The sequence below is a fragment of the Streptomyces sp. NPDC030296 genome, from assembly GCF_055572815.1.
The window spans coordinates 123,360-146,908 of sequence record NZ_JBVICQ010000016.1; the positions used below are offsets into that span (position 1 = coordinate 123,360).

Annotated in this window: 18 protein-coding genes; 10 read left to right on the forward strand and 8 right to left on the reverse strand. The window is 70.3% G+C overall.

The window, feature by feature from the left end; genetic code table 11:
- The first annotated feature begins 63 nt into the window (after positions 1-63).
- Positions 64-459, forward strand: a complete 396-nt coding sequence (locus tag ACZ4Z3_RS35570; protein ID WP_468504920.1) for a TOBE domain-containing protein — start codon at positions 64-66, stop codon at positions 457-459.
- 42 nt (positions 460-501) lie between these two features.
- On the opposite strand, the gene ACZ4Z3_RS35575 is transcribed toward ACZ4Z3_RS35570, so the two are convergent.
- On the reverse strand, positions 502-993 hold the full coding sequence (locus tag ACZ4Z3_RS35575; RefSeq protein WP_099969843.1) for an ATP-binding protein: 492 nt from the start codon (positions 991-993) through the stop codon (positions 502-504).
- Between the two features lie 407 nt (positions 994-1,400).
- On the opposite strand from ACZ4Z3_RS35575, the gene ACZ4Z3_RS35580 reads away from it, so the two are divergent.
- Entirely contained in the window at positions 1,401-2,183 is a 783-nt protein-coding gene (locus ACZ4Z3_RS35580) for a transglutaminase domain-containing protein (protein ID WP_468504921.1), read from the forward strand.
- Between the two features lie 21 nt (positions 2,184-2,204).
- On the opposite strand, the gene ACZ4Z3_RS35585 is transcribed toward ACZ4Z3_RS35580, so the two are convergent.
- Entirely contained in the window at positions 2,205-3,695 is a 1,491-nt protein-coding gene (locus ACZ4Z3_RS35585; protein ID WP_468504922.1) for a HAMP domain-containing sensor histidine kinase, read from the reverse strand.
- A gap of 11 nt (positions 3,696-3,706) precedes the next feature.
- A complete protein-coding gene (locus ACZ4Z3_RS35590) occupies positions 3,707-4,444 on the reverse strand; it encodes a response regulator transcription factor (RefSeq protein WP_468504970.1) in 738 nt (245 codons plus the stop codon).
- Between the two features lie 256 nt (positions 4,445-4,700).
- Here ACZ4Z3_RS35590 and ACZ4Z3_RS35595 point away from each other — a divergent pair, with 256 nt between their 5' ends.
- On the forward strand, positions 4,701-6,002 hold the full coding sequence (locus tag ACZ4Z3_RS35595; protein ID WP_468504971.1) for a glycosyltransferase family 4 protein: 1,302 nt from the start codon (positions 4,701-4,703) through the stop codon (positions 6,000-6,002).
- A gap of 116 nt (positions 6,003-6,118) precedes the next feature.
- Here the strand turns inward: ACZ4Z3_RS35595 and ACZ4Z3_RS35600 are convergent, their stop codons facing one another.
- Positions 6,119-9,016, reverse strand: coding sequence for a glycosyl hydrolase family 95 catalytic domain-containing protein (locus tag ACZ4Z3_RS35600; protein WP_468504923.1), 2,898 nt, complete (start codon positions 9,014-9,016; stop codon positions 6,119-6,121).
- Between the two features lie 173 nt (positions 9,017-9,189).
- Entirely contained in the window at positions 9,190-11,997 is a 2,808-nt protein-coding gene (locus ACZ4Z3_RS35605; RefSeq protein ID WP_468504924.1) for a DNRLRE domain-containing protein, read from the reverse strand.
- Positions 11,998-12,444: 447 nt separating this feature from the next.
- Here ACZ4Z3_RS35605 and ACZ4Z3_RS35610 point away from each other — a divergent pair, with 447 nt between their 5' ends.
- From ACZ4Z3_RS35610 to ACZ4Z3_RS35630, 5 genes are all read left to right on the forward strand, one after another.
- Positions 12,445-13,443 (forward strand): LacI family DNA-binding transcriptional regulator, encoded by a 999-nt coding sequence (locus ACZ4Z3_RS35610; protein WP_468504972.1) that lies wholly within the window; start codon positions 12,445-12,447, stop codon positions 13,441-13,443.
- A gap of 110 nt (positions 13,444-13,553) precedes the next feature.
- Positions 13,554-16,520 (forward strand): glycoside hydrolase family 2 TIM barrel-domain containing protein, encoded by a 2,967-nt coding sequence (locus ACZ4Z3_RS35615; RefSeq protein WP_468504925.1) that lies wholly within the window; start codon positions 13,554-13,556, stop codon positions 16,518-16,520.
- 67 nt (positions 16,521-16,587) lie between these two features.
- Positions 16,588-17,892 (forward strand): ABC transporter substrate-binding protein, encoded by a 1,305-nt coding sequence (locus tag ACZ4Z3_RS35620; RefSeq protein ID WP_468504926.1) that lies wholly within the window; start codon positions 16,588-16,590, stop codon positions 17,890-17,892.
- Positions 17,893-17,992: 100 nt separating this feature from the next.
- The gene (locus ACZ4Z3_RS35625) at positions 17,993-18,973 is read left to right on the forward strand and encodes a carbohydrate ABC transporter permease (RefSeq protein WP_468504927.1); all 981 of its coding nucleotides are present in this window, start codon (positions 17,993-17,995) and stop codon (positions 18,971-18,973) included.
- Positions 18,970-19,848 carry a carbohydrate ABC transporter permease gene (locus ACZ4Z3_RS35630; RefSeq protein WP_468504928.1) on the forward strand — a complete coding sequence of 293 codons (879 nt, stop codon included), beginning with the start codon at positions 18,970-18,972 and terminating at the stop codon, positions 19,846-19,848. Before ACZ4Z3_RS35625 ends, ACZ4Z3_RS35630 begins: the two co-directional genes overlap by 4 nt.
- Before the next feature lie 145 nt (positions 19,849-19,993).
- Here the strand turns inward: ACZ4Z3_RS35630 and ACZ4Z3_RS35635 are convergent, their stop codons facing one another.
- Positions 19,994-21,079, reverse strand: coding sequence for an LLM class flavin-dependent oxidoreductase (locus tag ACZ4Z3_RS35635; RefSeq protein ID WP_468504973.1), 1,086 nt, complete (start codon positions 21,077-21,079; stop codon positions 19,994-19,996).
- Between the two features lie 140 nt (positions 21,080-21,219).
- Here ACZ4Z3_RS35635 and ACZ4Z3_RS35640 point away from each other — a divergent pair, with 140 nt between their 5' ends.
- Positions 21,220-22,062 (forward strand): DUF6597 domain-containing transcriptional factor, encoded by an 843-nt coding sequence (locus ACZ4Z3_RS35640; RefSeq protein ID WP_468504929.1) that lies wholly within the window; start codon positions 21,220-21,222, stop codon positions 22,060-22,062.
- Here the strand turns inward: ACZ4Z3_RS35640 and ACZ4Z3_RS35645 are convergent, their stop codons facing one another.
- Complete coding sequence (locus ACZ4Z3_RS35645; protein WP_468504930.1) at positions 22,063-22,218, reverse strand: hypothetical protein; 156 nt, start codon at positions 22,216-22,218, stop codon at positions 22,063-22,065.
- Positions 22,218-22,994, reverse strand: coding sequence for an SDR family NAD(P)-dependent oxidoreductase (locus ACZ4Z3_RS35650; RefSeq protein ID WP_468504931.1), 777 nt, complete (start codon positions 22,992-22,994; stop codon positions 22,218-22,220). Before ACZ4Z3_RS35650 ends, ACZ4Z3_RS35645 begins: the two co-directional genes overlap by 1 nt.
- 103 nt (positions 22,995-23,097) lie before the next feature.
- Here ACZ4Z3_RS35650 and ACZ4Z3_RS35655 point away from each other — a divergent pair, with 103 nt between their 5' ends.
- Entirely contained in the window at positions 23,098-23,535 is a 438-nt protein-coding gene (locus ACZ4Z3_RS35655; RefSeq protein ID WP_468504932.1) for an ester cyclase, read from the forward strand.
- Positions 23,536-23,549 lie beyond the last annotated feature (14 nt).

Genomic DNA, 23,549 nt, shown 5'->3' on the forward strand with positions numbered 1-23,549 from the left:
GCGGGCCGCCGTACTCGCGTCGTCACCTGAGCGTTCGCTCTGACCGGCGCCTATCTTGACCCCATGCAGTCCTACACGATCGGTCAGGCCGCGCGGTTGCTCGGGGTGAGTCCGGACACCGCACGGCGGTGGGCGGACGCGGGGCGGGTGGCGACCCGGCGCGACGACAGCGGGCGTCGGCTCATCGACGGCCGGGACCTCGCCGCGTTCTCGGTGGAGCTGGCCGCGGACGCCGCCGCCGAGGACGACGTCCCGTACACCTCCGCCCGCAACGCGTTCCCCGGCATCGTCACCGCTGTCAAACTCGGCGATGTGGCCGCGCAGGTGGAGATCCAGGCCGGGCCCCACCGTCTGGTCTCGCTCCTGACGCGGGAGGCCGTCGAGGAGCTGGGCCTGGAGGTCGGGATGGAGGCCACCGCCCGCGTGAAGTCCACGAGCGTGCACATCGACCGGACCTGAGGTCGACACCCATCCCGCCGACGGGCGACCCGCAGGGCAGGTCTACGCTCGCGCAGCCAGGTCGAACCAGACCGCCTTGCCGTCGGGGTGGACCAGGCCGCCGCCGTAGGGGAGGGCGGCGGCCGTGCCCCAGTGGCCCTCGGTGAGGGCGTCCACGAGGTACAGGCCGCGGCCGCCCTCCTCCCACCCCTCGGGGGTCAGGTCCCGCATGACCGGGGGGCTCTCGTCACCGTCGTAGACGATCACCCGGACCCGCCAGGTCTCCACCGCCAGCCACAGAACCGATCCTCCACCTTTGGCGTGCACACACGCGTTCGTGACCAGTTCGGAGGTGCACAGGGCGGCCGCGTCGACGAGGTCGTCCAGGCCGAGGGCGCGCAGCACCGTGGCGACGAAGTCCCGGGCGATGAGGGGGGACGTCTCCAGGGGCGGACAGAACAGGGTGTAAGTCGTCGCCGTCGGCGAGACCCAGGGGGTGGGGGACGGGGTGCGGGGAGAGGGGACGGCGGGGAGGTTGGGGGCGGTATCGGGCATGGCTGACCAACTCCGTTGCGACGAGAAGGGATGGGGTGGGTCCCTACCGCGTCTGGCTCCTCCTCGGGTGTCGACGGCCCGGGGCGCTTTCAACTGGCGGTACTCAGGGGGGAATTCTGTAATTGTTGCGCTTTGTACATCAGTTGAGCACTCTCCGTGAGCGCAGGAATGACCGTAGTCGGCATATTTGCACCGCCGCAATGGGGTCGCGGGAAGTACTACGAAAGCGCGTCGCCGGGGCGTGCCGAGTCAGGGCCCCAGGAGGTGAGCGGAACGCCCGCTCCCCGGGGGAGGGGGACGGCGCGGCCTCGGACGCGCCCCGTGTGAGGATGGCGAAGGGCGCTCGCCGGGTATACGGGACGGGGGCCCGCAGGTGAGCGGCGGGGCACACGGGGAACGGGGACGACATGACCAGTCGGTTGCTCATGGCGTACGGCGCGCGGGAGAAGCGGGCCGGTGCGGCGGTACGGGGCGCGGACGACGTCCGCGGATCCACGCGGGCCACGCCCATCCTGGACCACGACGACCCGCTGGTGCGGGCGATCGCGGGCCGGGTGGTGAGCGAGGCGACCCCGCTGGAGGCGCTGCGCGCCGCGCACCGGATCATCGCGCGGAACGTGCGGCCCGTGTACTCGGTCGAGGACCGGCGCCGGGTGTCCCGGACCCTGCGGCTGGGGCGCGGCTCGTGCAGCCAGCGGATGGCGGCGCTGGAGGCGGTCGCTCGTGCCGTCCGGGTGCGGACGCGGGTCCGCGGGCTGCTCGTCGACGGCGCGTTCTGGTACCCGCGCTTCCCGCGGCTGAAGCCGTTCGTGCCGGCGCAGGTCCTGCTGGCCTGGCCGGAGTTCCGGATCGACGGCGCGTGGCTGCCGATCGGCGAACTGTTCACGGGGCCCGCCGCGGGCCGCCACTACGCCAACGACGGCGGGGAGACCCTCTTCGACGCGGTGGCCCGCACCGGCATCGACTGGGACGGCGGTTCCCCGGCCGAGGTGAACACCTGCGCCGCCGACCGGGGATCCTGCGACCTGTCCGCGCAACTCGTCGCGGACCTCGGCCACTTCGACGACCGCGACACCCTCTTCGACCGCCACGGCCAGACCCTCTGCCGGACGGCCCGCACCCTGACCGAGCCCGTCCTCGGCCGCTGGACCCCGACCACCCGCACCCCGGCCTCCCGCACCCCCGCGTGAGGCCCCGCCTCGGCCGGTCCGTCAGGCGTCGGCACCCCGTACCGTGAAGCCGATCACCAGCCCCCCGCCCACCCGCCGGAAGGCGAACGGGGTGCCGCCGTGGGCGGCTGCCACCGCGCGGACGATGGACAGGCCGAGGCCGGAGCCGGGGAGGCTGCGGGCGTCGGCGGCACGGTAGAAGCGGTCAAAGATGCGTTCGAGGTCGCAGTCGGCGACGCCGGGACCCCGGTCCAGGACCTCCACCCGGACCACGTCGGGCCCGTCGCCCTGGCCCACGTCGTCGAGGTCGACGAGGTCACCGCCGCCCCGCGCCGGCCCCCGCGCGACCACCACCTCGATCGCCCCGATCCCCGCGCGGTCGAACTTCGCGGCGTTCTCCACCAGGTTGGACACGGCCCGCTGCAACGCCCCGGCCCGCCCCTCGACGGTCGTGTCGCCCTCCACCCGTACGGCGACCTCCCGACCGGTCCGCCGCCGCGCGGTCGCCGCGACGTCCTCGGCGATGTCGGCGAGCTGCACCCGCTGCACGGGCTCGGTGCTCGACTGCCCGGCCGCGAGGTCCACCAGCTCGTTGACGAGGTCGGTCAGTTCGCGGGCCTCCTGGGCGAGGTCGTCGACCAGTTCCTCCCGCACCCGGGCGGGCAGTTCGTCGATGCGCCGCAGCAGCGAGATGTTCGTCCGCAGGGAGGTCAGCGGGGTCCGCAGCTCGTGCCCCGCGTCCTGCACCAGCCGCCGCTGGTCCTCCTCCGACTGGGCCAGCCGCACCAGCATCCGGTCGAAGGACCGCCCGAGGCGCCCCACCTCGTCCCGGCCCGCCACCGGCACCTGGATCCCCAGGTGCCCCGTCCTGGCCACGTCCTCCGCCGCCCCGGCCAGCTGCACCAGCCGCCGGGTCTGCCGCCGCGCCAGCCACCAGCCGAACAGCCCCGCCGAGACGACGACACCCGACACGAACAGCAGGGTCCGCTGCTGCAACTCCCGCAGCAGGTCCTCCGTGTCACTGAACTCCTGTGCCACCTGCACGGCCCCACGGCCACCACCGAGCGCGACGGTCGCCACCCGGTACCGGCCGCCGCCCACCTCGACCTCGCCGTGCTCGACCATCGTCCCGGCGAACCTCGCGCCCGCGGTCCTGCGGTCGGCCGGCCGGACGGGCAGACCGGGGTCGCCCTTGTCGAGGACCTGCCCCTCGGGGCCGAGCACCTGGACGTCCGTACGGCCCGAGCGGATCAGGTCGTCGCGGGGGCCGCCGCTGTCCGAGGGCGCGAAGTCCTCGGGCCCCAACCGGTCCTGCTCCACCAGCTCCCGCAGATCGCGGACCACCTCGGCGAACACGGTCTGCTGGTCCACCCGCACCAGCCGCGCCGCCGCGCTGTAGCTGAGGATCCCGACGAGCACGGTGACGACACACGCCACCGCCACGAACGACACGGTGAACGTCGCCCGCAGCGACGGCACCGGACGCAGCCGGGCCGGCACCCGCGACAGCAGCCGGACGAGACGCTGCGGCACCGCCCGCCGCCTCAGTCTTCCCGCAGCGCGTACCCCACACCCCGCACGGTGTGGATCAGCGCGGGCGCCCCGGGCTCGTCGAGCTTGCGCCGCAGATAGCCGACGTAGACGGCGAGGTTCTTGGAGCCGGGCCCGAAGTCGTAGCCCCAGATACGGTCGTAGATGGTGGCGTGGTCGAGGACGATCCCCGCGTTGCGCACGAGCAGTTCGAGCAGGTCGAACTCGGTCCGTGTCAGCTCCAGCTCCCGCGACCCCCGCCACGCCCGCCGTGCCTGCACGTCCATCCGCACCCCGGCCGCCGACACCAGCCCGGACTCCTGCGCGGGACTCGCGGCGCCCGCCGCGACCGGAGCCGAGGACTCCGGCGACGACTTCCCGGTGAGCTCACCGGCGTTGCCGGTCCGGCGCAGCAGCGCGCGCAGCCGGGCGAAGACCTCCTCCACGTCGAACGGCTTGACGACGTAGTCGTCCGCGCCGGCGTCGAGCCCGGCGATCCGGTCCGCGGTCTCCACCAGCGCGGTGAGCATCAGGATCGGCGTCCGGTCGCCCTCGGCGCGCAGCACCCGGCACACCTGGAGACCGTCTATGCCGGGCATCATCACGTCGAGGACGAGCACGTCGGGCTGCCTGCGGTGCGCCTGCGCCAGCGCCTCGACGCCGTCGGCGACCGCCGTCACCTCGTAGCCCTCCAGCGTCAGCGCCCGCTCCAGGGCATGGCGGATGGCTCGGTCGTCCTCGGCGAGCAGCACGTTCTGGGGCACCCCCCCAGTCTGCCAAGGTCACGGCCGCGCACCACCTCGCCGGGTGCGCCCGAACGCCCCTTCTTACCGGCCTCTCACCGCGACCGCGCGGTCGGCTTACCCCGCCGCAGGACGGTGTTCGTGTGACACCGGCCAGCAAGGGAACCCGGGCTGAGAGGGCGGATGCAGTAAAAAGGGTCGGAACCCGCCTCAATTCTCCGATACACCGTCAATACCGTCGGGAAGGTAGTGCATGAGCCGCCGGATGAAGATCGTGTTCCTGCTGCACAACGCGTACGCCATCGGCGGCACCGTCCGAACGACCCTCAACCTGGCGTCGGCCCTCGCGGACCACCACGACGTGGAGATCGCGTCGATGTCGCGCCACCGCGACGAACCCCGCTTCACGGTCGACCCCCGGATCACCCTCGTGCCCCTGGTCGACATCCGCGCGAACAGCGCCGACCTGCGCGATCCGGCCCAGATGCAGCCCGCCGTCGACTTCCCGACCGCCGACAAGCGCCACCGCCAGTACAGCCGCCTCACCGACCGGCGCGTCCGTGGTTATCTGGCCGGCTGCGACGCCGACGTCGTCATCGGCACCCGCCCCGGCCTCAACGTGTACGTCTCCCGCTTCGCGCCCCGCCGCGCCCTGCGCATCGGCCAGGAACACCTGCGCCACGACGCCCACTCCAAGCAGCTGCGCGCGGTCCTCGCCCGCCACTACCGCACCTTGGACGCGGTCGTCACGACCACGGCCGCCGACGCCGAGGTGTACCGCGCGCGGATGAGGCTGCCGGGCGTACGGGTGATGTCCGTGCCCAACATCGTCCCCGTCACCGGCGTCGCCCCCTCGGACGGCACCGCCCCCGTCATCGCCGCCGCCGGACGCCTCGCCCGCGGCAAGCGCTTCGACCTCCTGCTGGAGGCATTCGCCAAGGTCGCCCCCAAGGAACCCGACTGGGAGCTGCGCATCTACGGCGGTGGCCAGCAGAAGGGCCGCCTGCAGACCCTCATCGAGGAGCTCGGCCTCACCGGCCGCGCCCATCTGATGGGCCCGCACACCCCCATCGAGGACGAGTTCGCCCGCGCCTCCCTCGTGGTCAGCGCCTCCGACGCCGAGTCCTTCGGCATGACCCTCGTCGAGGCCATGCGCTGCGGGGTCCCCGTGGTCAGCACCGACTGCCCGCTCGGCCCCGCCGAGATCATCACCGACGGCGTCGACGGCCGCCTCGTCCCCGTCGACGACCCGCACGCCCTCGCCGACGCCATCCTGGACCTCGTCACCGACGACGCGCTGCGCCGCGCCATGGGCCGGGCGGCCCTGAAGTCGGCCCACCGCTACGACCCGGCCCCGATCGTGGCGCGGTACGAGGAACTGTTCGAGGAACTCCACGCGACCCGGCTCCAGCGCACCTGGGAGAGCTGGACGACGAGGGCGCGCGTCTGGCTGCACCGCAGGGCACGTTCCTGGAGGGGCCCCGCTCTTGCTTTCACGAGTGCGGGACCGTCCCCTGCGCGGCTCCGCCGCCCGGGTGCGAGCAACCACCAACGACACGCGGCCTGAACCGGGCCGACGCCGGGGCGTCGCTCGGCATCGGAGAGGCCACCTGGCCATCCTGTGATGCCGGAGCCAGGCCGCGGCGGCGAATCGGATCGCCGCCGCTCACATGCCCAGGGCCGTCACAGCCCCACGGGCTGCCATTCCTGGTTGGAGCCGCCGTTGGCGGGCCACTGGATGATCTTGGCGCCGTCGGCGGTGGATCCACTCTGCACGTCCGCGCACAGTCCGCTCTTGATGTTGACGAGGCGGTAGTAGCCGCTGGTGGCCGCCGGAACGAGCTTCCACCACTGGTGGGTGCCGTTGGCGTCCGACCGCTGGTCCAGCGCTGTGCCGTTGCTGGTGGAGCCGCCCGGGACGTCGAGCACCTTGCCGCTGTTGACGTTGGACAGGCGGAACGAGCCGTCGTGGTCGGGGAGCAGCTTCCACTGCTGGTTCGCGCCGCCGGACGACGTGTACTGGATGACGGGCGCGCCGTCGGAGGTGGAGGAGCCGGAGACGTCCATGGCCTTGCCGCTCTTGCGGTTGACCAGCTTGAAGGGGCCGGTCAGCAGGCCGATCGTGATCGTGGTGCTCGTTCCCGCGGTCAGCGACACCTTCCGGGCGTGGTTGCCCAGCGACGACGTGGTGACCGTCGCGCCGGTGCTGATGGACGTGATGCCGCGCCGGCAGATGAAGGTGATGTTCTGGTCGATGTCGGAGGTGAGCGTGACGGTGGCCGTGCGGGCCGCCGTGTCCCAGGACAGCGACTGGACGGTGATGCGGTTGCGGCCGCGGACGCCCTTGATGGTGCCCTTGTCCAGCTGGTCGGGGAGGGCGGGGAGGATCTCGAGGACACCCGGGCGGCTGTAGACGAGCGCTTCGCCGAGGACGGCGGGGATGGCGTTGGCGGCGTCGCAGTTGTAGATGTCCAGGTTGGGGTTGTGGGAGGTCATCAGACTCCGCCACACCATGTTCTTGCCGTAGATCTTCAGCAGGTTGCCGTAGACGCCGGGGCCGTCCTTGAGGCGGGCGCGGGCCAGGGCGCGGTGGAGGCTGCCGTGGGCGGAGTAACCCCCCTCGCCTCGCTTGTCCAGGGCCCTGGCCGCGTACTTGACGAGGTCGGGCTTGTCCTCGGGGTTGATCTCGTGCAGCGGCCAGGCGCCGTACAGGTGCTGGACGTGCCGGTGGTCGTAACGGTCGGTCAGGCCCGGCCAGGACCACTCGGCCAGTGCGCCGTCACCGTTGATCGTGTAGTCGGGCAGCTTGGCGAGCAGGGCGGTCCAGCGTTGCACGCCCTGGCCGCTGCCCTGCTCCAGGCCGAGGGTGTCGGCCGCGTCGATCGCCGCCTGGAGGGCGTGCCGGCCGGCCATGATGTCGCCGGTGGCGTTGATGGAGAACGCCTGGCTGGTGCTGAGCGGCCTGTTCTCCATGGAGTAGGAGGGGACGAAGACGGCCTTGCCGCTTGAGTCGGTGCGGGTGAGGAAGTCCTCGTAGAACAGGGCCAGTTCCATCAGTGCCGGGCCGAGCTTGTTCTTGTAGAAGGCCGCGTCGCCGGTGACCTGGTAGTACTCCAGAAGCGGGTAGAGCAGCCAGTCGGCGCCGCCGGTCCAGGCCTCGCCGGGGAAGCTGGTGTTGTTGAAGTGCAGCATGTGCCCGTACTCGCCGTCGGTCCGGGACGGGGCGAGGAAGCCCCGGGCGCCGTAGAGGTTGGTGGCGTTGTCGCGCCAGTGCTGCAGCTGCCCGAGGACCAGGTCGAAATAGCCCTGCATGGCGTCGGTGAGGTCGAGGATGTTGCCGCCGGCGACCTGCAGGTTGACGTTGGCGTCGGTGGTGAAGTCGTCGGCCCAGGAGCCGTTCCAGGTGCCGGTCCAGATGCCGGTCAGGCGGGGTGGCAGGACGCCGCTGGAGCTGATGAAGAGATAGCGGCCGGAGTCGTACATCCGCTCCAGCAGGGCGACGTCGATGGCCGACGCGTCGCTGTTCTGGCGGGCTATGAGCTCGCTGGTGGCCAGCCGGCGGTCGGCGGCGGAGACGTTCAGGTCGATGCTGGAGCGGTCGTACATGGCCTGGTGCTTCGGTACATGACGGCCCAGGAGGGTGACGTAGTCGGCCGTCAGCGCGGCGAGGGCGGTCTGCAGGGGCTGGCTGTTCCAGCCGGTGGAGGTCTCGTACCGGCCGAGCTTGGTCAGCAGCAGCACCTTGGTGGCCTTGGCGACCACCAGGGTCTGTCCGTCGGCGGTGACGGAGGAGCCGCTGCCGGAGACCACGACACGGGTGACGCCCTCGTAGCCGTACGCGCCGCCGGAGGGGTAGGTGCCGCGCAGGTTCAGGTAACCGTCGCCGCTGGTGACGGTGGCGGTGGTGGAGAAGGACACTCTGGTCGGCACGCCCGTAAGAGCGGTGTTGACGCTGATGGTGGTGTCCACGGTGCGGCCGGTGGCGGGCAGCAGCTCGTGGACGATGACCTGGTCGGCGCGGGAGACGAAGACGCGGCGCTTCCAGGTGCCGTACTGGTCGGTCCAGGTGTGGGTGACCTCTCCGGTGCGGAAGTCGGTGATGCGGGCGAAGTCGTCGACCGTGGTCATGCCCGGGGTGCTGAGCTGGAGTTCGTAGCCGGGGTGGAAGGTCTGGGTCCAGCGCAGGCTCCAGCCGTGGGCGAAGGTGGAGGAGGCACCGGAGTAGTCGCCGGCCAGCGCCTGGTCCCGCGCGGCCTCGAGATACGGCGAGAGCACGGGGGGCATGACACTCCGGGTGCCGTTGGGCAGCACGAACCGGTGATGATTGAAGATCATCTTCTCGAGCGTCGGCGCCCCGTAGTAGACGGCCCCGTACTCGCCGTTTCCGCTCAGGAATCCGTCGGTCCAGGCGGAGGCGGTGGCGTTGTCCCAGATGCCGCGGTCGGGCAGGGTGACCTGCGGCGGTACGGCCGCGGCGGCCCGGTCGGCGAAGACGAAGCCGGGCAGGGCCGCGGCGCCCGCGGCGAGGGCGGCCGTGGTGAGGAAACGCCGACGGTTGAGGGGAAGCTCGGGCAGTGACATGGGGCGACTCCGTTGTCGGACGGTGAGTGCAACTGGGCACAGGGGTGCCATCGGTGCGGGCGGTGGTGGACAACAGCGCTTTGTCAGACCGGCGGTGGCTGGATCGGCCGTCGGCGGCAGAACCGGACGGCAGAGGCCGGCCCGCCCCTCGGGGACGGGCCGGCCTCGCGTGACTACGGGGTCACGGTCAGCGCGGGCACCATGTCGGCGTCCGCGTTGGTGAGCTTCCCGGCGCCGGTGGCGCCTTCGGAGCTGACGAAGCGCAGCTCGTGGTTGGTGCCTCCCGCGTTGCCGACGGCGAGCAGCAGCGTGGACTGCTTGGCCGCGTAGGCGTTCTGGACGAAGGAGGTGATGTCGACGGTGATGACGCGACCGTCGATGGCGTTGCCCTGGTGGTTGCCGCCGCCCTCGGGGATGACGGTCGAACCGAGGGTGAAGGTGGCCGACTTCGCGACGGAGGAGTTCGTGGCCGTGAAGCTCGGCCGGTTCTGCCAGGTCATGGTGTTGACCGGGCAGGACGTGCCGCCGCCGGTGCAGGTGGTGTCGCTGACGGGTTGCACGAGGAGTTGGTCGGTGTCAGTCGACGGCACCGACGAATAGCGGTGTCCGACGTAGGTGAGTCGGAGTGTCGCCTGGGTCGGCGCCTTGGTGATGCCGTTGAGGGGGAACTGGATGTAGGAGAGCTTTCCGTCTCCGGATCCTGTGGTGTACTGCTCGCCCATCAGGCCCACGCCGGTGTTGCGGGTGATGAGCGTCAGGTCCGAGGAGTTGTTCTTGCTCAGGTCGCCGGTCCACGCGCCCACCCAGGTGTCGCCGTCGGCGGGGGCGCCGGTCCTGACGTTCTGGGTCTGGCCGTTCGCGTCCGTGTAGGTGCTGGTCAGCGTGCCGATCCCGCTCGGCGCCAGCGGGAACTGGCTGGAGTACTTGACGATCTGGCCGCCGACGCGGAGGTTGTTCAGCGTCACGTTCGTGGCGCCGTTCAACGGGCTGCTGTTCGTCCTCTGCTGCGAGAACCACACGTTGTCGAGCTTGAAGGTGCTGATCGGGGTCTTGGTGTACGTGTACGTGGCGCCCGACCCGTCGGGGTTGGGGGCGAGCCCGTAGTTCGCCTGGTCGTCGGCGGTGATGGTCTGGATGGATCCGTTGCCGCCGTTGAGCCTGATCGGTCCCGACGTGTACCGGGAGGTGTCGAACGAGCTGTTCTTGATCACGATGCTCGAGATGCGGGGGTACGGTTTGGGGCTGTTCTGCGTGAAGATGCCGCCGGCCCCCTGCGAGATGGAGTTGAGGTTGTCGAACGTGTAGTTGTTGAGCTTGTATCCGAACGAATTCCATCCGATGCGGATCGAGTTGCCGGCACCGGCGGACCAGCTCAGCGTGTTGCTGACCGAGATGTTCTTCGAGTCCGCGCTGTCCCAGTGGTAGTTGTCGAACCCGAGCTCGCCGGCGACGGTGTCGTGGGCGCCCACCGCGTTGGCATAGCCCTGGATGTCGGGGGTGGAGGTGCCGAGCTGGAAGTTGTTCCACACGCCGGGGGCCAGCGGGGTGAATCCGTCGCTGGGGTTGTAGTGGCCGGAGGCGAACGCGTCGTCGTTGCCGAGAGTGAAGACGCCGTTGGCGGTGATGTCCTGGCCGCTCGCGAAGTCGATCCCGTCGATCCACGGCTGGGGGTACGGGGTGAGGCCCTTGATGTTGTTGAACGTCACCCTGCTGGCGGTGTGGGTCTCGTAGTTCCACTGCTTCGAGTCGCGCAGGTAGGTGTCGTTGAACGTGATGTCCGACGAGTGCATGACCATGACGCCGCCCTGGTGCTGGCTGCGGTAGGCGTCGTGCGAGTCACCGACGCTGCGGGCGTTGTAGTTCGCAACGCCGTTGCCGTCGAAGACGCCGCGACCGTCGACTTCGATGTTGCTCGAGTTGATGATCGCGACCGCCGGCTCGAATGCCTCCATGTACCCCTGGATGCGGTTCTTCACCAGGGCACCTTCGTCGGTGTAGATCTTCAGCTTGCCGCCCTTGAGCTTGCTGCCGTCCACACCGTTGACCAGGAGACCGGACGATATGTACGTACCGTTCGGGAAGTAGAGCGTGTTGAGCGCCGTGGGGTTGGCCTTGATGGTGTCGATGGCGGCCTGCAGGGCGTACGTGACGTCGTCGGCGGCCATCGCCCGCACATTCGGGTACCGCACATTGACGGTGCTCGCGCTCACCAGGGTCCCGGCCGAGGTCTTCTGACCGGCGGGGATGGCGGTGCCGTTGACGGTCTTGCCGGCCATGGAGCTCGTCGTCGCGGCGGGAGCCTTCTGAGCCGTGCTGTTCGGGTTCGCCGCGAGGTACTTCGCGGCGAACTGCTGGAAGTTGAGGACACCGGTCTGCAGGTTGACGCCGGAACCGTCGGGTGCGCTCGTGGTGTTCGGGCGCCGCGCCGGGTCTTCCAGAGGGTCGTTGATGACCGCCAGGTAGGGCTGTCCGGAGGCGGTGGTCGAGTCGCCGTTGACCATCACGATCGCTTGGTTCAAGCCGGCGTCGGCTGACATCTGGAATGTCAGGGAGTGCTTGTCCGCGCTCACCGAGACGCTGCTGGACGGGTAGTAGCGCGCCGGGTAGATGTTCACCGTGTCGATCGTGGTGCTGGGCAGCGTGACCGTGATCGTCGGTGTCCGGGAGTCCGACGCGAAGCGCGCGATGTCGAAGTTGTTGCGGTTCGCGGTGTACCGCACAGCCTGGACGGGCGTGCCGGCGACTCGCACCTGGTACTTGGTGGACGCCACGTCCGGTGACGTCGTCGTACCGCCTCCCACTCCCGTCGGTGCGTACGTGTGGACGGTGGTGGCGGCCTGTGCGGGGGCGGCGCCGGTGAACATGAGGCTCGCCGCCGCGATGGTGGCGCTCGCGGCTGCCGCGATGACGCGCTTCACGCGCGATCCGCGTCGGGCGGGGGCGGGGTTCGGGTCGGCGTCGTCGCCGGCCGGTCGGGTCATGCCTGTCTCTCCTCAGGACGAGACCTTCACAGGTCTGTTCAGGCGCTCCCCGCCTGCCGGAGACGGCGCGGAGCATGCGCGATGCCACGGCCGGGGTGGGGCCGCCGGCGCCGTCGCGACCGAGAGGACCACTGCGGCGCCTCGAGGGCGATGGCGCCGAGTGACATGGGGGGTGGTTCCGCGCGGTGGGCCGCGACGGTTCATCTCGTTGACCGATCCATGTGACCGATGTGGCCGGGATGTTAATGTCGTATTTCTGGAGCCGTCAACGGTTCCGTCGCCTTTCCGATGGTGAACGGGGTGCGATGGGCTCCGTTCTCAGCGTGTGCGCGTAACCGCTGGATCACGACAATCTGTCCAAAGTCTTGCTCTGTTACGAGAGCCGACCTACGCTGTCGCCACTTTCGTGGATCGATACATGTTCTGGGGGTACGGCTCGTGGTGACGATGGCGGAGGTGGCCGCTCGGGCAGGAGTCGCCAAGCAGACCGTCTCCAACGTGGTGTCCGGCAAGAAGGTGCGGCCGGAGACCCTGGCGAAGGTGAACACGGCGATCGCGGAACTCGGCTACAAGCCGAACCTGGTGGCGCGCTCGCTGAGAACCGGCAGCACGTCGACCGTGGGCCTGTTCGTGCCCCGGGTGGCCAACCCGTTCTATTCGGAAGTGGTCGAGGAAGTCGAGAACGTGCTGGTCGGCCATGGGTACAACCTGCTGCTGGCGACGACCCGCGACGACCCCGACCACACCCGGGCCCATCTGGAGAACCTCGCCGCGCGCTCGGTGGACGCACTGCTGGTCGCCGGGGACAACGGCGTCGAGCAGCAGTTGCCGATGCTCGTCGAGGCCGCCTTCCCGGTCGCGCTGTGCGCCTGGGAGGGAGACGCGCCCACCACGCTGCCGGTGGTGTCCATCGACTACGAGCACGCCGGGTTCCTGGCCGGGCGCTACCTGAGGGATCTCGGCCACCGGAACGTCGCGGTGATCGCCGACCTCCCCGCGCACTCGCCGCGCGTCCGCGGACTGCGCCGGGCGTTCGCCGACGACGGGCTGACCATCGACGACCGCCAGGTGTTCGCCTGCACCAGGGACGACGCCGCCGGCGGGTTCGCCGCGGGGTGTGCGGCGCTGGAGGCGGATCCGGAACTGACGGCGATCTTCGCCACCCATGACGTCCTGGCCATCGGCGCCATCCAGGCGGTCGTCCGGTCCGGGCGGCAGGTCCCCAGCGACGTCAGCATCGTCGGCTTCGACGACATCTCCCAGGTCGGACAGATCCAGCCCGCGCTGACCACGGTCACCTTCCCGAAGAGGGAGATGGCCCAGCAGGCCGTCGAGCTGCTGCTGCGCGCCGTCGACTCCGGCCGGCCGCCGACCAACGCATTGACGCTGCTGCGCCCCACCCTGACCGTCCGGGACAGCAGCGCCCCACCCCGGGCGACCGGATAGCACCGGGCTCCGCTCGACCCGCGCGTCGCCCCCATATGAGTCGAGGGCGCCGTCCTGCCTGCCGGTTTCCCGTCACCGCCACGAGTCCCGACACAGAAAGCCCTCCACTGATGACAGATCTCGACCCCCACGCCTACGTCGAAGACCGGTCGCCGGGCACCGGACGGCTGCGGCCGCGCGCCGCGTTCGCCACCGACCTGCCCACGATCGCGCTCGACGGCGACTGGAGATTCCGTCTGGCGTCAGGGCTGGACGACCTCACCGGGGACTTCGCCGCGCCGGAGTTCGACGACGGCGCCTGGGACCTGCTCGCCGTGCCGTCCTGCTGGCAGATGACCGGCCTGCCCGGCGAGCCGCGCTACGGTGCCCCCGCCTACACCAACATCCTGTACCCGTTCCCGGTCGACCCGCCGCGGGTGCCCCGGCAGAACCCGACCGGCGAGTACCGCCGCGCGTTCGACGTTCCGGACGGGTTCCCGGCATCGGCCGCGGTGCTCCGGTTCGAGGGCGTCGACTCCGCGTTCGCGGTGTGGCTCAACGGGATCCGGCTCGGCGACGGCAAGGGCAGCCGGCTGACCACCGAGTTCGATGTCTCCACCGCCCTGCGGCCCGGCCGGAACGTACTCGCGGTGCGTGTGCACCAGTGGTCGTCCGGCAGTTACCTGGAAGACCAGGACATGTGGTGGCTGTCCGGGATCTTTCGGTCGGTGACCGTGGCCGCCCGCGGTGTCGAGGACTTCTTCGTCCACGCCGCCTACGACCACACGACGCGGCAGGGCACCCTGGCCGTCGACGTCACCGCCCCCACCCGCGTCTCCCTTTCGGTGCCCGAGCTCGGCATATCCGGCGCCGATCCGGCCGGCCCGCACGTGATCGACGGCATCGAGCCCTGGTCGGACGAGCAGCCGCGCCTGTACACGGGGGAACTGGTATCCGAGGCCGGGGAGCGGATACCGCTGCGCATCGGCTTCCGCACCGTGGCCGTCGTGGACGGTGTCCTGACCGCGAACGGCAGGCCGATCTCCCTGCGGGGCGTCAACCGCCACGAATGGCATCCGCTGACGGGGCGGACCCTGACCGAGGACACCATGCTGACCGACGTGCTGCTCATGAAGCAGCACAACATCAACGCGGTGCGCACCAGCCACTACCCGCCCGACCACCGTTTCCTGGACCTGTGCGACGAGCACGGCCTGTGGGTGTTCTGCGAGGGCGACCTCGAGACGCACGGCTTCGAACCCGGCGGCTGGCGGCACAACCCCAGCGACGACCCCGCATGGCGCGAGGCCTACCTGGACCGGGCCGAGCGGCTGGTGGAACGCGACAAGAACCACCCCTCGGTCATCGTCTGGTCGCTGGGGAACGAGGCCGGCACCGGGGTCAACCTGGCCGCCTCGGCCGCGTGGATCCGGCAGCGTGACGACAGCCGCCCGATCCACTACGAGGGCGACTTCGCGAGCTGCGCGTACGTCGACCTGTACTCCCGCATGTACATCGGCGTGGACGAGCTGGCCGCCGTGGGACGCGGCCAGGAGGCACCGACGGCCGACCCGGCCGACGACGCGCACCGCCGGGCCCTGCCGTTCGTGCTGTGCGAGTACGGGCACGCCATGGGCACCGGCCCGGGCGGACTGTCCGAGTACCAGCAGGTCATCGAGGCACATCCGCGTCTGGCCGGCGGATTCATCTGGGAGTGGATCGACCACGGGATCGCCCGGCTCACCGGCCAGGAGGACCCCCACTCGTTCTACGCCTACGGCGGTGACTTCGGCGAGGAGGTCCACGACGGCAACTTCGTCGCCGACGGGCTGCTCTTCCCCGACCGCACACCGTCGCCGGGCCTGGTCGAGTACAAGAAGGTCATCGAACCGGTCCGGATCCGCGTCGACCCGGCGACCCGGCAGATCGGCGTGCACAACCTGCACCACGTCCGCGACAGCGGCTACCTGGACTTCCGGTGGACCGTCGAGGACGGCGGCGAGCCGGTGGGCTCCGGCGACCTGACCGTGCCCGCGACCGCTCCGGGTGCGACGACGACGATCGCATGGCCCGCCGACGTCACAGCCGCGCTCGACGCCGCGCGGAAGAACGACTCCGGCCACGAGGTGTGGCTGACCGTGACCGCGGTGCTCGCCGCCGACGAGACCTGGGCCGGGGCCGGCCACGAGATCGCCTGGTCCCAGGGGCTGGTCGTGGCTCCGGCCGCCTCGCCCGCGCCCTTCACACTGGCGCCGGCGATCGCCCACGACGGGTACATCGCCCTGGGCCCCGCGCGGTTCGACGCCCGCAGCGGGGTGCTGACACGGCTCGGTGACCTGGAGCTCGACGGTCCGCGACTGGACATCTGGCGGGCCCCCATCGACAACGACCTGCTCAGCGCCTTCGGTGAGCCGCAGACCGACGCCTGGTTCGCCGCCGGACTGCACCGGATGCGCCATGACGTCCTGGCTGTCGAACCCGACGCGTCGGGCCTCACGGTCACCGCCCGGCTGGCCGCCGCCGGGTCCTCCTGCGGGCTCGACGTGGTGTACCGCTGGACGGCCTGCGAGACACCGCACGCGGGTCAGGCCCGGCTCCGGCTGGACACCCTCGTCACCCCAGACGGCCCGTGGTCGGTGCCACTGCCCCGACTGGGCGTCGCGATGTCGCTGCCCGGCACCGACGCCGAAGTCGAGTGGTTCGGTCCCGGCCCCGGTGAGGCGTACCGCGACTCCCGCGCCGCGGCGCGCGTCGGACGCCACCGGTCGACCGTCTCCGCGATGCAGGTCCCCCAGATCCGCCCGCAGGAGAACGGCAACCGCCACCAAGTCCGCCGCGCCGGGATCACCACCCCGGACGGAACCCTGCTCATCACCGGCGACCCGGTCATCGACCTGACCGTTCGTCCCTGGAGCACCGAGGCCCTGGCCGCCGCGGCCCACCAGCACGACCTGGTCCGCGACGGCCGACTCCATCTGCACCTCGACCACGCGCACCACGGTCTGGGCAGCACGGCCTGCGGCCCGGGCCCTTCGGCACCGGACGTCCTGGCCGCGGTCACCACCGCGTTCGCCGTGGAATTCAGCACCGGCCGATAGGCGGGCCTTGCCCGCCCGCCCATCGGCCATCCAGCAAGTCAGCCCCCGTCACAGAAGGTTCCCTCGCATGGACAACACCACCATACGCACCCGCAGACTCCTGACGTTCGCCACCGCGGCACTCCTCGTGGCAGGCGTCAGCGGGTGCAGCACCGACAGCTCCTCCGACACCGCCGAAAAGGGCCAGAGCGGGCCGGTGAAGATGGAGTTCTGGGGCTGGGCCGGCTACGAGAAGATCGTCGACCAGTGGAACGCCTCCCACCCGAACACCAAGGTCACCTTCAAGAAGATCCCGTCGGGCCCCAAGGGCGGCTACACCCAGATCAGCAACGCGCTCACCGCCGGCGAGGGCCCGTGTCTGGCCCAGATCGAGTACCAGGCCATCCCGTCGATGCTCGTGAAGAACTCGGTCATGGACATCACGGAGTACGCGAGCGACGGCATGGACAAGTACGTCCCGTCGGCCGTCTCCTCCTCCAGCGTCGGCGGCAAGATCTACGGGGTTCCGGTGGACGTCGGCCCGATGGTCCTCTTCTACCGCAAGGACCTGTTCGCCAAGTACGACATCACCAAGCCGCCGGCCACCTGGGCCGAGTACAAGGCCGACGCCGAGAAGGTCACCGCCGCCGACCCCGATGTGAAGTTCGGCCCCATGCTCGGCGACGCCGGCAGTCTGGCGGCCTTCACCCTGCAGACCGGCCAGTCCTGGTACTCGGCCAAGGGAGACAGCTGGACTGTCAGCATCGACAACCCCGGCACCCGCAAGGTCGCCTCCTACTGGCAGGACCTGAAGGACCAGGGACTGGTGGCGAAGCACGGCAGCGCCTGGGACCCGCAGTTCAACAAGGCCTCCGAAGGCGGCAAGGTGCTGACGTTCGTCGCCCCGGCCTGGGCCGCCGGCGGTCTGAAGTCGGACCTGAAGGCCCTGGCCGGCAAGTGGAGGGTCGCCCCGATGCCGACCTGGGAGGCAGGCGACGGCACGAGCGCCAGCGGCGGCGGCTCGGCCACCTCGGTGATGACCGGATGCAAGACGCCCCGCGAAGCAGTGCAGTTCGCCGATTTTCTGTCCAGTGACCCGCAGGCCGTGAAGACGGGCATCGAAGGCGGGCTGTACCCCGCGTCGAAGGCCGGACAGGACGACCCGTCACTCACGGAGGGTGACCCGTACTTCGGCGGCCAGAAGGTCGGTGACGTGTACAAGACCTCCGCCGCGCAGGTACCCAGCACCTGGACCAACGGCCCGACCTTCCAGCAGGTCGAGACGGACTTCACCGGAGCCGTGGGCAAGGGCACCCTGCCGGACGCGGTCACCAAGGTCCAGACCTCCACGGTCGCCGCGATCAAGAAGCTCGGGCTGTCGGTGACCAACTGAGTCAGCGGGACTCCCGCCGCCCCGATGGATTCCCGCGGCCGCCCATGTCCGGCGCCGCGGGGATCCGCTCCCTGACGACGAACCGCCCAGCGAGGTTTCCATGAGCAGTCCCAGCAGCACCCGGACCGCGTCACCGCCGCGGCCGGTGCCCGCGGTCACCCGCCGCGCCTCCCCCGCCGGCCGGCCGCGGCGCACCGGCCGCCGCAGCGCGTTGACCGCGTCGGGTTTCCTGGCGCCGTTCGCGGTCCTCTTCGTGACCATGATGGTCGCGCCGATCGGCTACGCGATCTACCAGAGCTTCTTCACCGTCCGCCGCGCCGGGCTGTTCGGCGGTGCGCAGACCAGTGAGTTCACGGGGCTGTCCAACTACACCGACGCCTTCGGCGACCACGACTTCGTCGCGTCGATCGTCCGGGTCGTGCTCTTCGGCTGCGTCCAGGTCCCGGTCATGCTCGGTCTGGCCCTCCTGCTCGCGCTCCTGCTCGACTCCCGCTCGGCCCGGCTGCGCAAGACCTTCCGGCTCACGTTCTTCCTGCCTTACGCGCTGCCGGGTGCGATCGCCGCGCTGATGTGGTCCTTCCTCCTGGTGAAAGACCTCTCGCCGTTCACCGGACCGCTGTCCCACATCGGAATCGACACCGACTTCCTGTCGCCGTCGTGGGTTCCGTTCTCGATCGGGAACATGATCACGTGGGGCTGGACCGGCTACAACATGCTGATCATCTACTCCGCGCTGCAGACGATCCCGGCCGAGGTGATGGAGGCCGCCGCGCTCGACGGCTGCACCGGATGGCGCCTGGCGTGGGCGGTGAAGATCCCGCTGGTGCGTCCCGCGCTGGTGCTCACCACGGTGTTCTCCATCATCGGCACGGCGCAGATGTACACCGAACCGGCCGTCTTGGTCGGCGCGCGCATCCCGGGCGTCGACCCGAAGTTCTCCCCGATCATGAACACGACCGTGGCCATGGACGTGGGCGGCCAGAACCTGGCGGCCGCCCAGTCCGTCATTCTCGCGTTGATCACCCTCGTGCTCTCGTTCGGATTCCTCAAGTACAACCAGCGCAAGGGAGCGATGGGATGAGCGTGACTTCGGCCGGCCGACCGACCCGACCGGCCCGCCGCGGCCCCGACCTCGCGAGCAAGGCCGTCGTCAACGGCATGCTGGGCCTGATGGCCCTGTACACGCTGATCCCGCTGTGGTGGCTGTTCGTCTCCTCGACCAAGGAATCGGGCTACCTCTACACCGGTACGCCGCTGTGGTTCTCCCACTTCGACCTGGTCACCAACATCAGGAACGTGTTCAGCTTCGAGGGCGGCATCTTCTCCACCTGGCTCGCCAACAGCGCGCTGTACAGCCTGGTCGGCGCCACCGTCGGCACCCTGCTGTCCGCGATGGCCGGCTACGCGCTCTCCAAGTTCACCTTCCGCGGCCGCGAAAGCGTGTTCAACGTCATCCTCGCCTCGGTCCTCATCCCGGCGCCGATGTTCGCCCTGCCGCTGTTCCTGCTCATGGCCAAGCTGGACATCACCAACTCCTACTGGTCGGTGCTGCTGCCCAGCTGTGTCAGCCCGTTCGGCGTCTACCTGTGCCGGATCTTCGCCGCGGCGTCCGTCCCGGACGAACTGCTCGAGGCCGCACGGCTAGACGGAGCAGGTGAACAGCGCACCTTCTTCCGGATCGCCCTGCCGCTGATGTCCCCGGCACTGGTGACCGTCTTCCTGTTCCAGTTCGTCGCCGTCTGGAACAACTACCTGCTGCCCTCGCTCATGCTCAACACCCCCTCACTGCAGCCCGTCACGGTGGGCCTGGTGCAGTGGCGCGCGCAGTTCGCCAACGGAGTGCCGCCGCTAGTGCCGATCACCGGTGCGTTCCTGTCGCTGATCCCCCTGCTCGTCGCCTTCGTCAGTCTCCAGCGGTTCTGGCGCAGGGGCCTGACCGCGGGTGCCGTCAAGTAGCGCGCCACCGGTGTCATGGAGCGCCGTCACGCTCGGCTGAGTCCCGCACCCGCAGGACGCCCACGAGGGCCGGCCGAAGGAGACGCCCCCGATCAGTCGGGAGCTGTCGTCCTTCGCCGGCCCTTCGCGCTGTCTCAGCCCGTGCTCAGCCCGTGCTCACCCCGGCGGAGGCCCGCAGGGAACCGTGGGTGGGCGCGTCCGGGACGTCCGCCGGCCGGCCCTTCGCGAACTCCTCCCGCAGCACCGGCACGACCTCCTCCCCCAGCATGTCGATCTGCTCCAGCACCGTCTTCAGCGGCAGCCCGGCGTGGTCGACGAGGAACAACTGCCGCTGGTAGTCGCCCGCGTACTCGCGGAAGGCCAGCGTCTTCTCGATCACCTGCTGCGGCGACCCCACGGTCAGCGGCGTCTCCTTGGCGAAGTCCTCCAGGGACGGCCCGTGGCCGTACACCGGCGCCACGTCGAAGTAGGGCCGGAACTCCCGTATCGCGTCCTGGGAGTTCTTCCGCATGAACACGTGCCCGCCGAGCCCGACGATCGCCTGCTCGGGCGTGCCGTGCCCGTGGTGGGCGTACCGCTCCCGGTACAGCTCCACCATCCGCTGGGTGTGCTCGGCCGGCCAGAAGATGTTGTTGTGGAAGAAGCCGTCACCGTAGAACGCGGCCTGCTCGGCGATCTCGGGCGAGCGGATCGACCCGTGCCAGACGAACGGCGGCACCCCGTCCAGCGGCCGCGGCGTGGACGTGAAGCTCTGCAGCGGCGAGCGGAACTTGCCCGCCCAGTTCACGACGTCCTCGCGCCACAGCCGGTGCAGCAGCGCGTAGTTCTCGATGGCGAGGTTGATGCCCTGGCGGATGTCCTGCCCGAACCACGGGTAGACCGGCGCGGTGTTGCCGCGGCCCATCATCAGGTCCACCCGGCCGTCGGCCAGGTGCTGGAGCATCGCGAAGTCCTCGGCGATCTTCACCGGGTCGTTGGTGGTGATGAGGGTGGTCGCCGTGGAGAGGATCAGCCGCTCGGTGCGGGCGGCGATCCAGCCCAGCATGGTGGTGGGCGACGACGGCACGAACGGCGGGTTGTGGTGCTCACCGGTGGCGAAGACGTCGAGCCCGACCTCCTCCGCCTTCAGCGCGATCTCGACCATCGCCTTGATGCGCTCGCGCTCGGTCGGCGTACGGCCCGTCGTGGGGTCCGGCGTCACATCACCGACGCTGAAGATCCCGAACTGCATCATCGTTGCCACCCTCTCAGGTTGTTTATGATTCAACCATAGCGCCAAACAGGTGCTCCGCTTCCACTATTCCGCCGGCACCCCTGACCGGCCTCCCCACGCCCGCGCAGAATGTCAGTCCCCGTCCCTACCCTCTCCCCATGGCCGCCCCACGCCGTGACACCCGAGGCATCGTGGACGCCGCGGAACTCTTCGCGCGCGTCCGCTTCCGCCGCCGTGAACCCGCCGCACCGCTCCGCCCCTATCTGGAGCACTACTGGCTGATCGACTGGGACCTGCCCGAGCCGTACGTCTCCCAGGTCGTCCCGCACCCCTCGGTCAACATCGTCTTCCAGCGGTACGAGGGACAGGCCCCCTTCGCCGAGGTCTCCGGCGTCGGGCTCGACCTCTTCACCCAGAAACTGGAGGGCGCGGGCCGGGTCTGCGGCATCCAGTTCCGGCCCGGCGGCTTCCGCCCCTTCGCCCCCGCCCCCGGCAGCCCCGTGTCCGACTGGACCGGGCGCCGCGTACGGCACCCCGAGGTGTACCCCGACACCGACCCGGACACCGTCCTCGCCCCGGACGACGAGGACGCCCGCGTCGCCGCCCTGGACGCGTTCCTGCTGGGCCTCGACCCCCGCCCCGACCCCCAGGCGGACCTCGCCATGACACTCGTCGACCGTGTCCGCACCGACCGCCGTGTCCGCCGCGTCTCCGACTTCGCCCGCGCCGAGGGCCTCTCCGTACGGCTGCTGCAACGTCTGTTCGCCGCGTACGTCGGCGTCGGCCCCAAGTGGGTCATCCTCCGCTACCGCATCCACGAGGCCCTGGAACGCGCCGAGACCGAACGCGCGGTCGACTGGGCCGCCCTCGCCGCCGACCTCGGCTACGCGGACCAGGCCCACCTCGTCCGCGACTTCACGGCGACGGTGGGCGTCCCGCCGAGGGCGTACGCGGAGGCCGTGACCCCCTCCGCGCCACCCGGACCACCCGGACCCGGCTGATCACTTGGCGTGCGTGACCGCGTAGATCATCACGAACGCCACGAGGTGGATGCCGAAGAGGAAGTACGCGAGGTACCACCACACGTACCGCTCGTTCTTCTTCTCCTCGACGAGCCGGCGCCGCTCGGAGTCGAGATCCCGCTCCTCGGGCGGCATCACAGCTCCCGATGGACCTTGGTGTTGGACGCCTGGGCGCGGGGGCGCAGCACCAGCAGGTCGACGTTGACATGGCTGGGGCGGGTGACCGCCCAGGTGATCGTGTCGGCCACGTCGTCGGCGGTCAGCGGCTCCGCGACCCCCGCGTACACCCGCGCGGCCTTCTCCTCGTCACCGCCGAACCGGGTCAGGGCGAACTCCTCGGTCTTCACCATCCCCGGCGCGATCTCGATGACCCGCACCGGCGTCCCGACGATCTCCAGCCGCAGCGTCTCCGCGAGGACGTGCGCCCCGTGCTTGGCGGCGACATAGCCCGCGCCGCCCTCGTACGTCCCGTGCCCCGCCGTCGACGACACCACGACGACCGTGCCGTCACCGCTCGCGGTCAGCGCGGGCAGCAGGGCCTGGGTGACATTGAGGGTGCCGATGACGTTCGTCTCGTACATCCGCCGCCAGTCGGCGGGGTCGCCGGTGGCCACCGGGTCGGCGCCGAGCGCGCCGCCCGCGTTGTTCACCAGGACACCGATCGTCCGGAAGGCCGTCGCGAACTCGTCCACGGCCGCCCGGTCCGTGACGTCCAGCGCGTACGCGGTCGCCTGGCCGCCCGACGCGTTGATCTCCTCCGCCAGCGCCTCGATCCGGTCCTTGCGGCGCGCTGTCAGCACGACGCGGTACCCCGCCGCGGCGAGCCCCCGGGCCGTGGCGGCGCCGATGCCGCTGCTCGCACCCGTGACGACGGCGATACGGGAGGCGGCGGACGGTGCGGCGGTGGCCATGAGTGCTCCTGGTGCGCGGCGACTGAGTTGCCCGGCCAGGATAGGCATGCGGTGGGACAATGGGATGAACGAGACGGGTGATCCCCTGTTCAGGAGGTGGATCATGGGACAGGCGCGCGAGGTCATGGACCAGCTCACCGAGGCCCTCACCACACATCAGGACCCGAAGACCATCGGCAACCTCTTCGCGGAGGATGCGGTCGCCCACACGCCGGACGGCGGAGAGATACACGGCCGGGAGAACATCGCCGAGTACTGGCGCCAGATGACGGACGCCGTACCCGAGGCCCGCTTCGAGTCGCTCAGCTCCTTCGAGGTCGGCGACACCGCGATCGACGAGGGCATCTACAGCGGCAGGAACACCGGTCCCCTGGCATTCCCCGACGGCACGACCCTGCCGGCGACCCAGAAGGACATCAGCATCCGGGGCGTGGACTTCGCGAAGGTGGAGAACGGCCAGATCACCAGCTACCGGCTGTACTTCGACCAACTGGAGTTCCTCAGCCAACTGGGCCTGCTGCCCGAGGCACTGACGCAGTAAGAGCTGACGCCGTA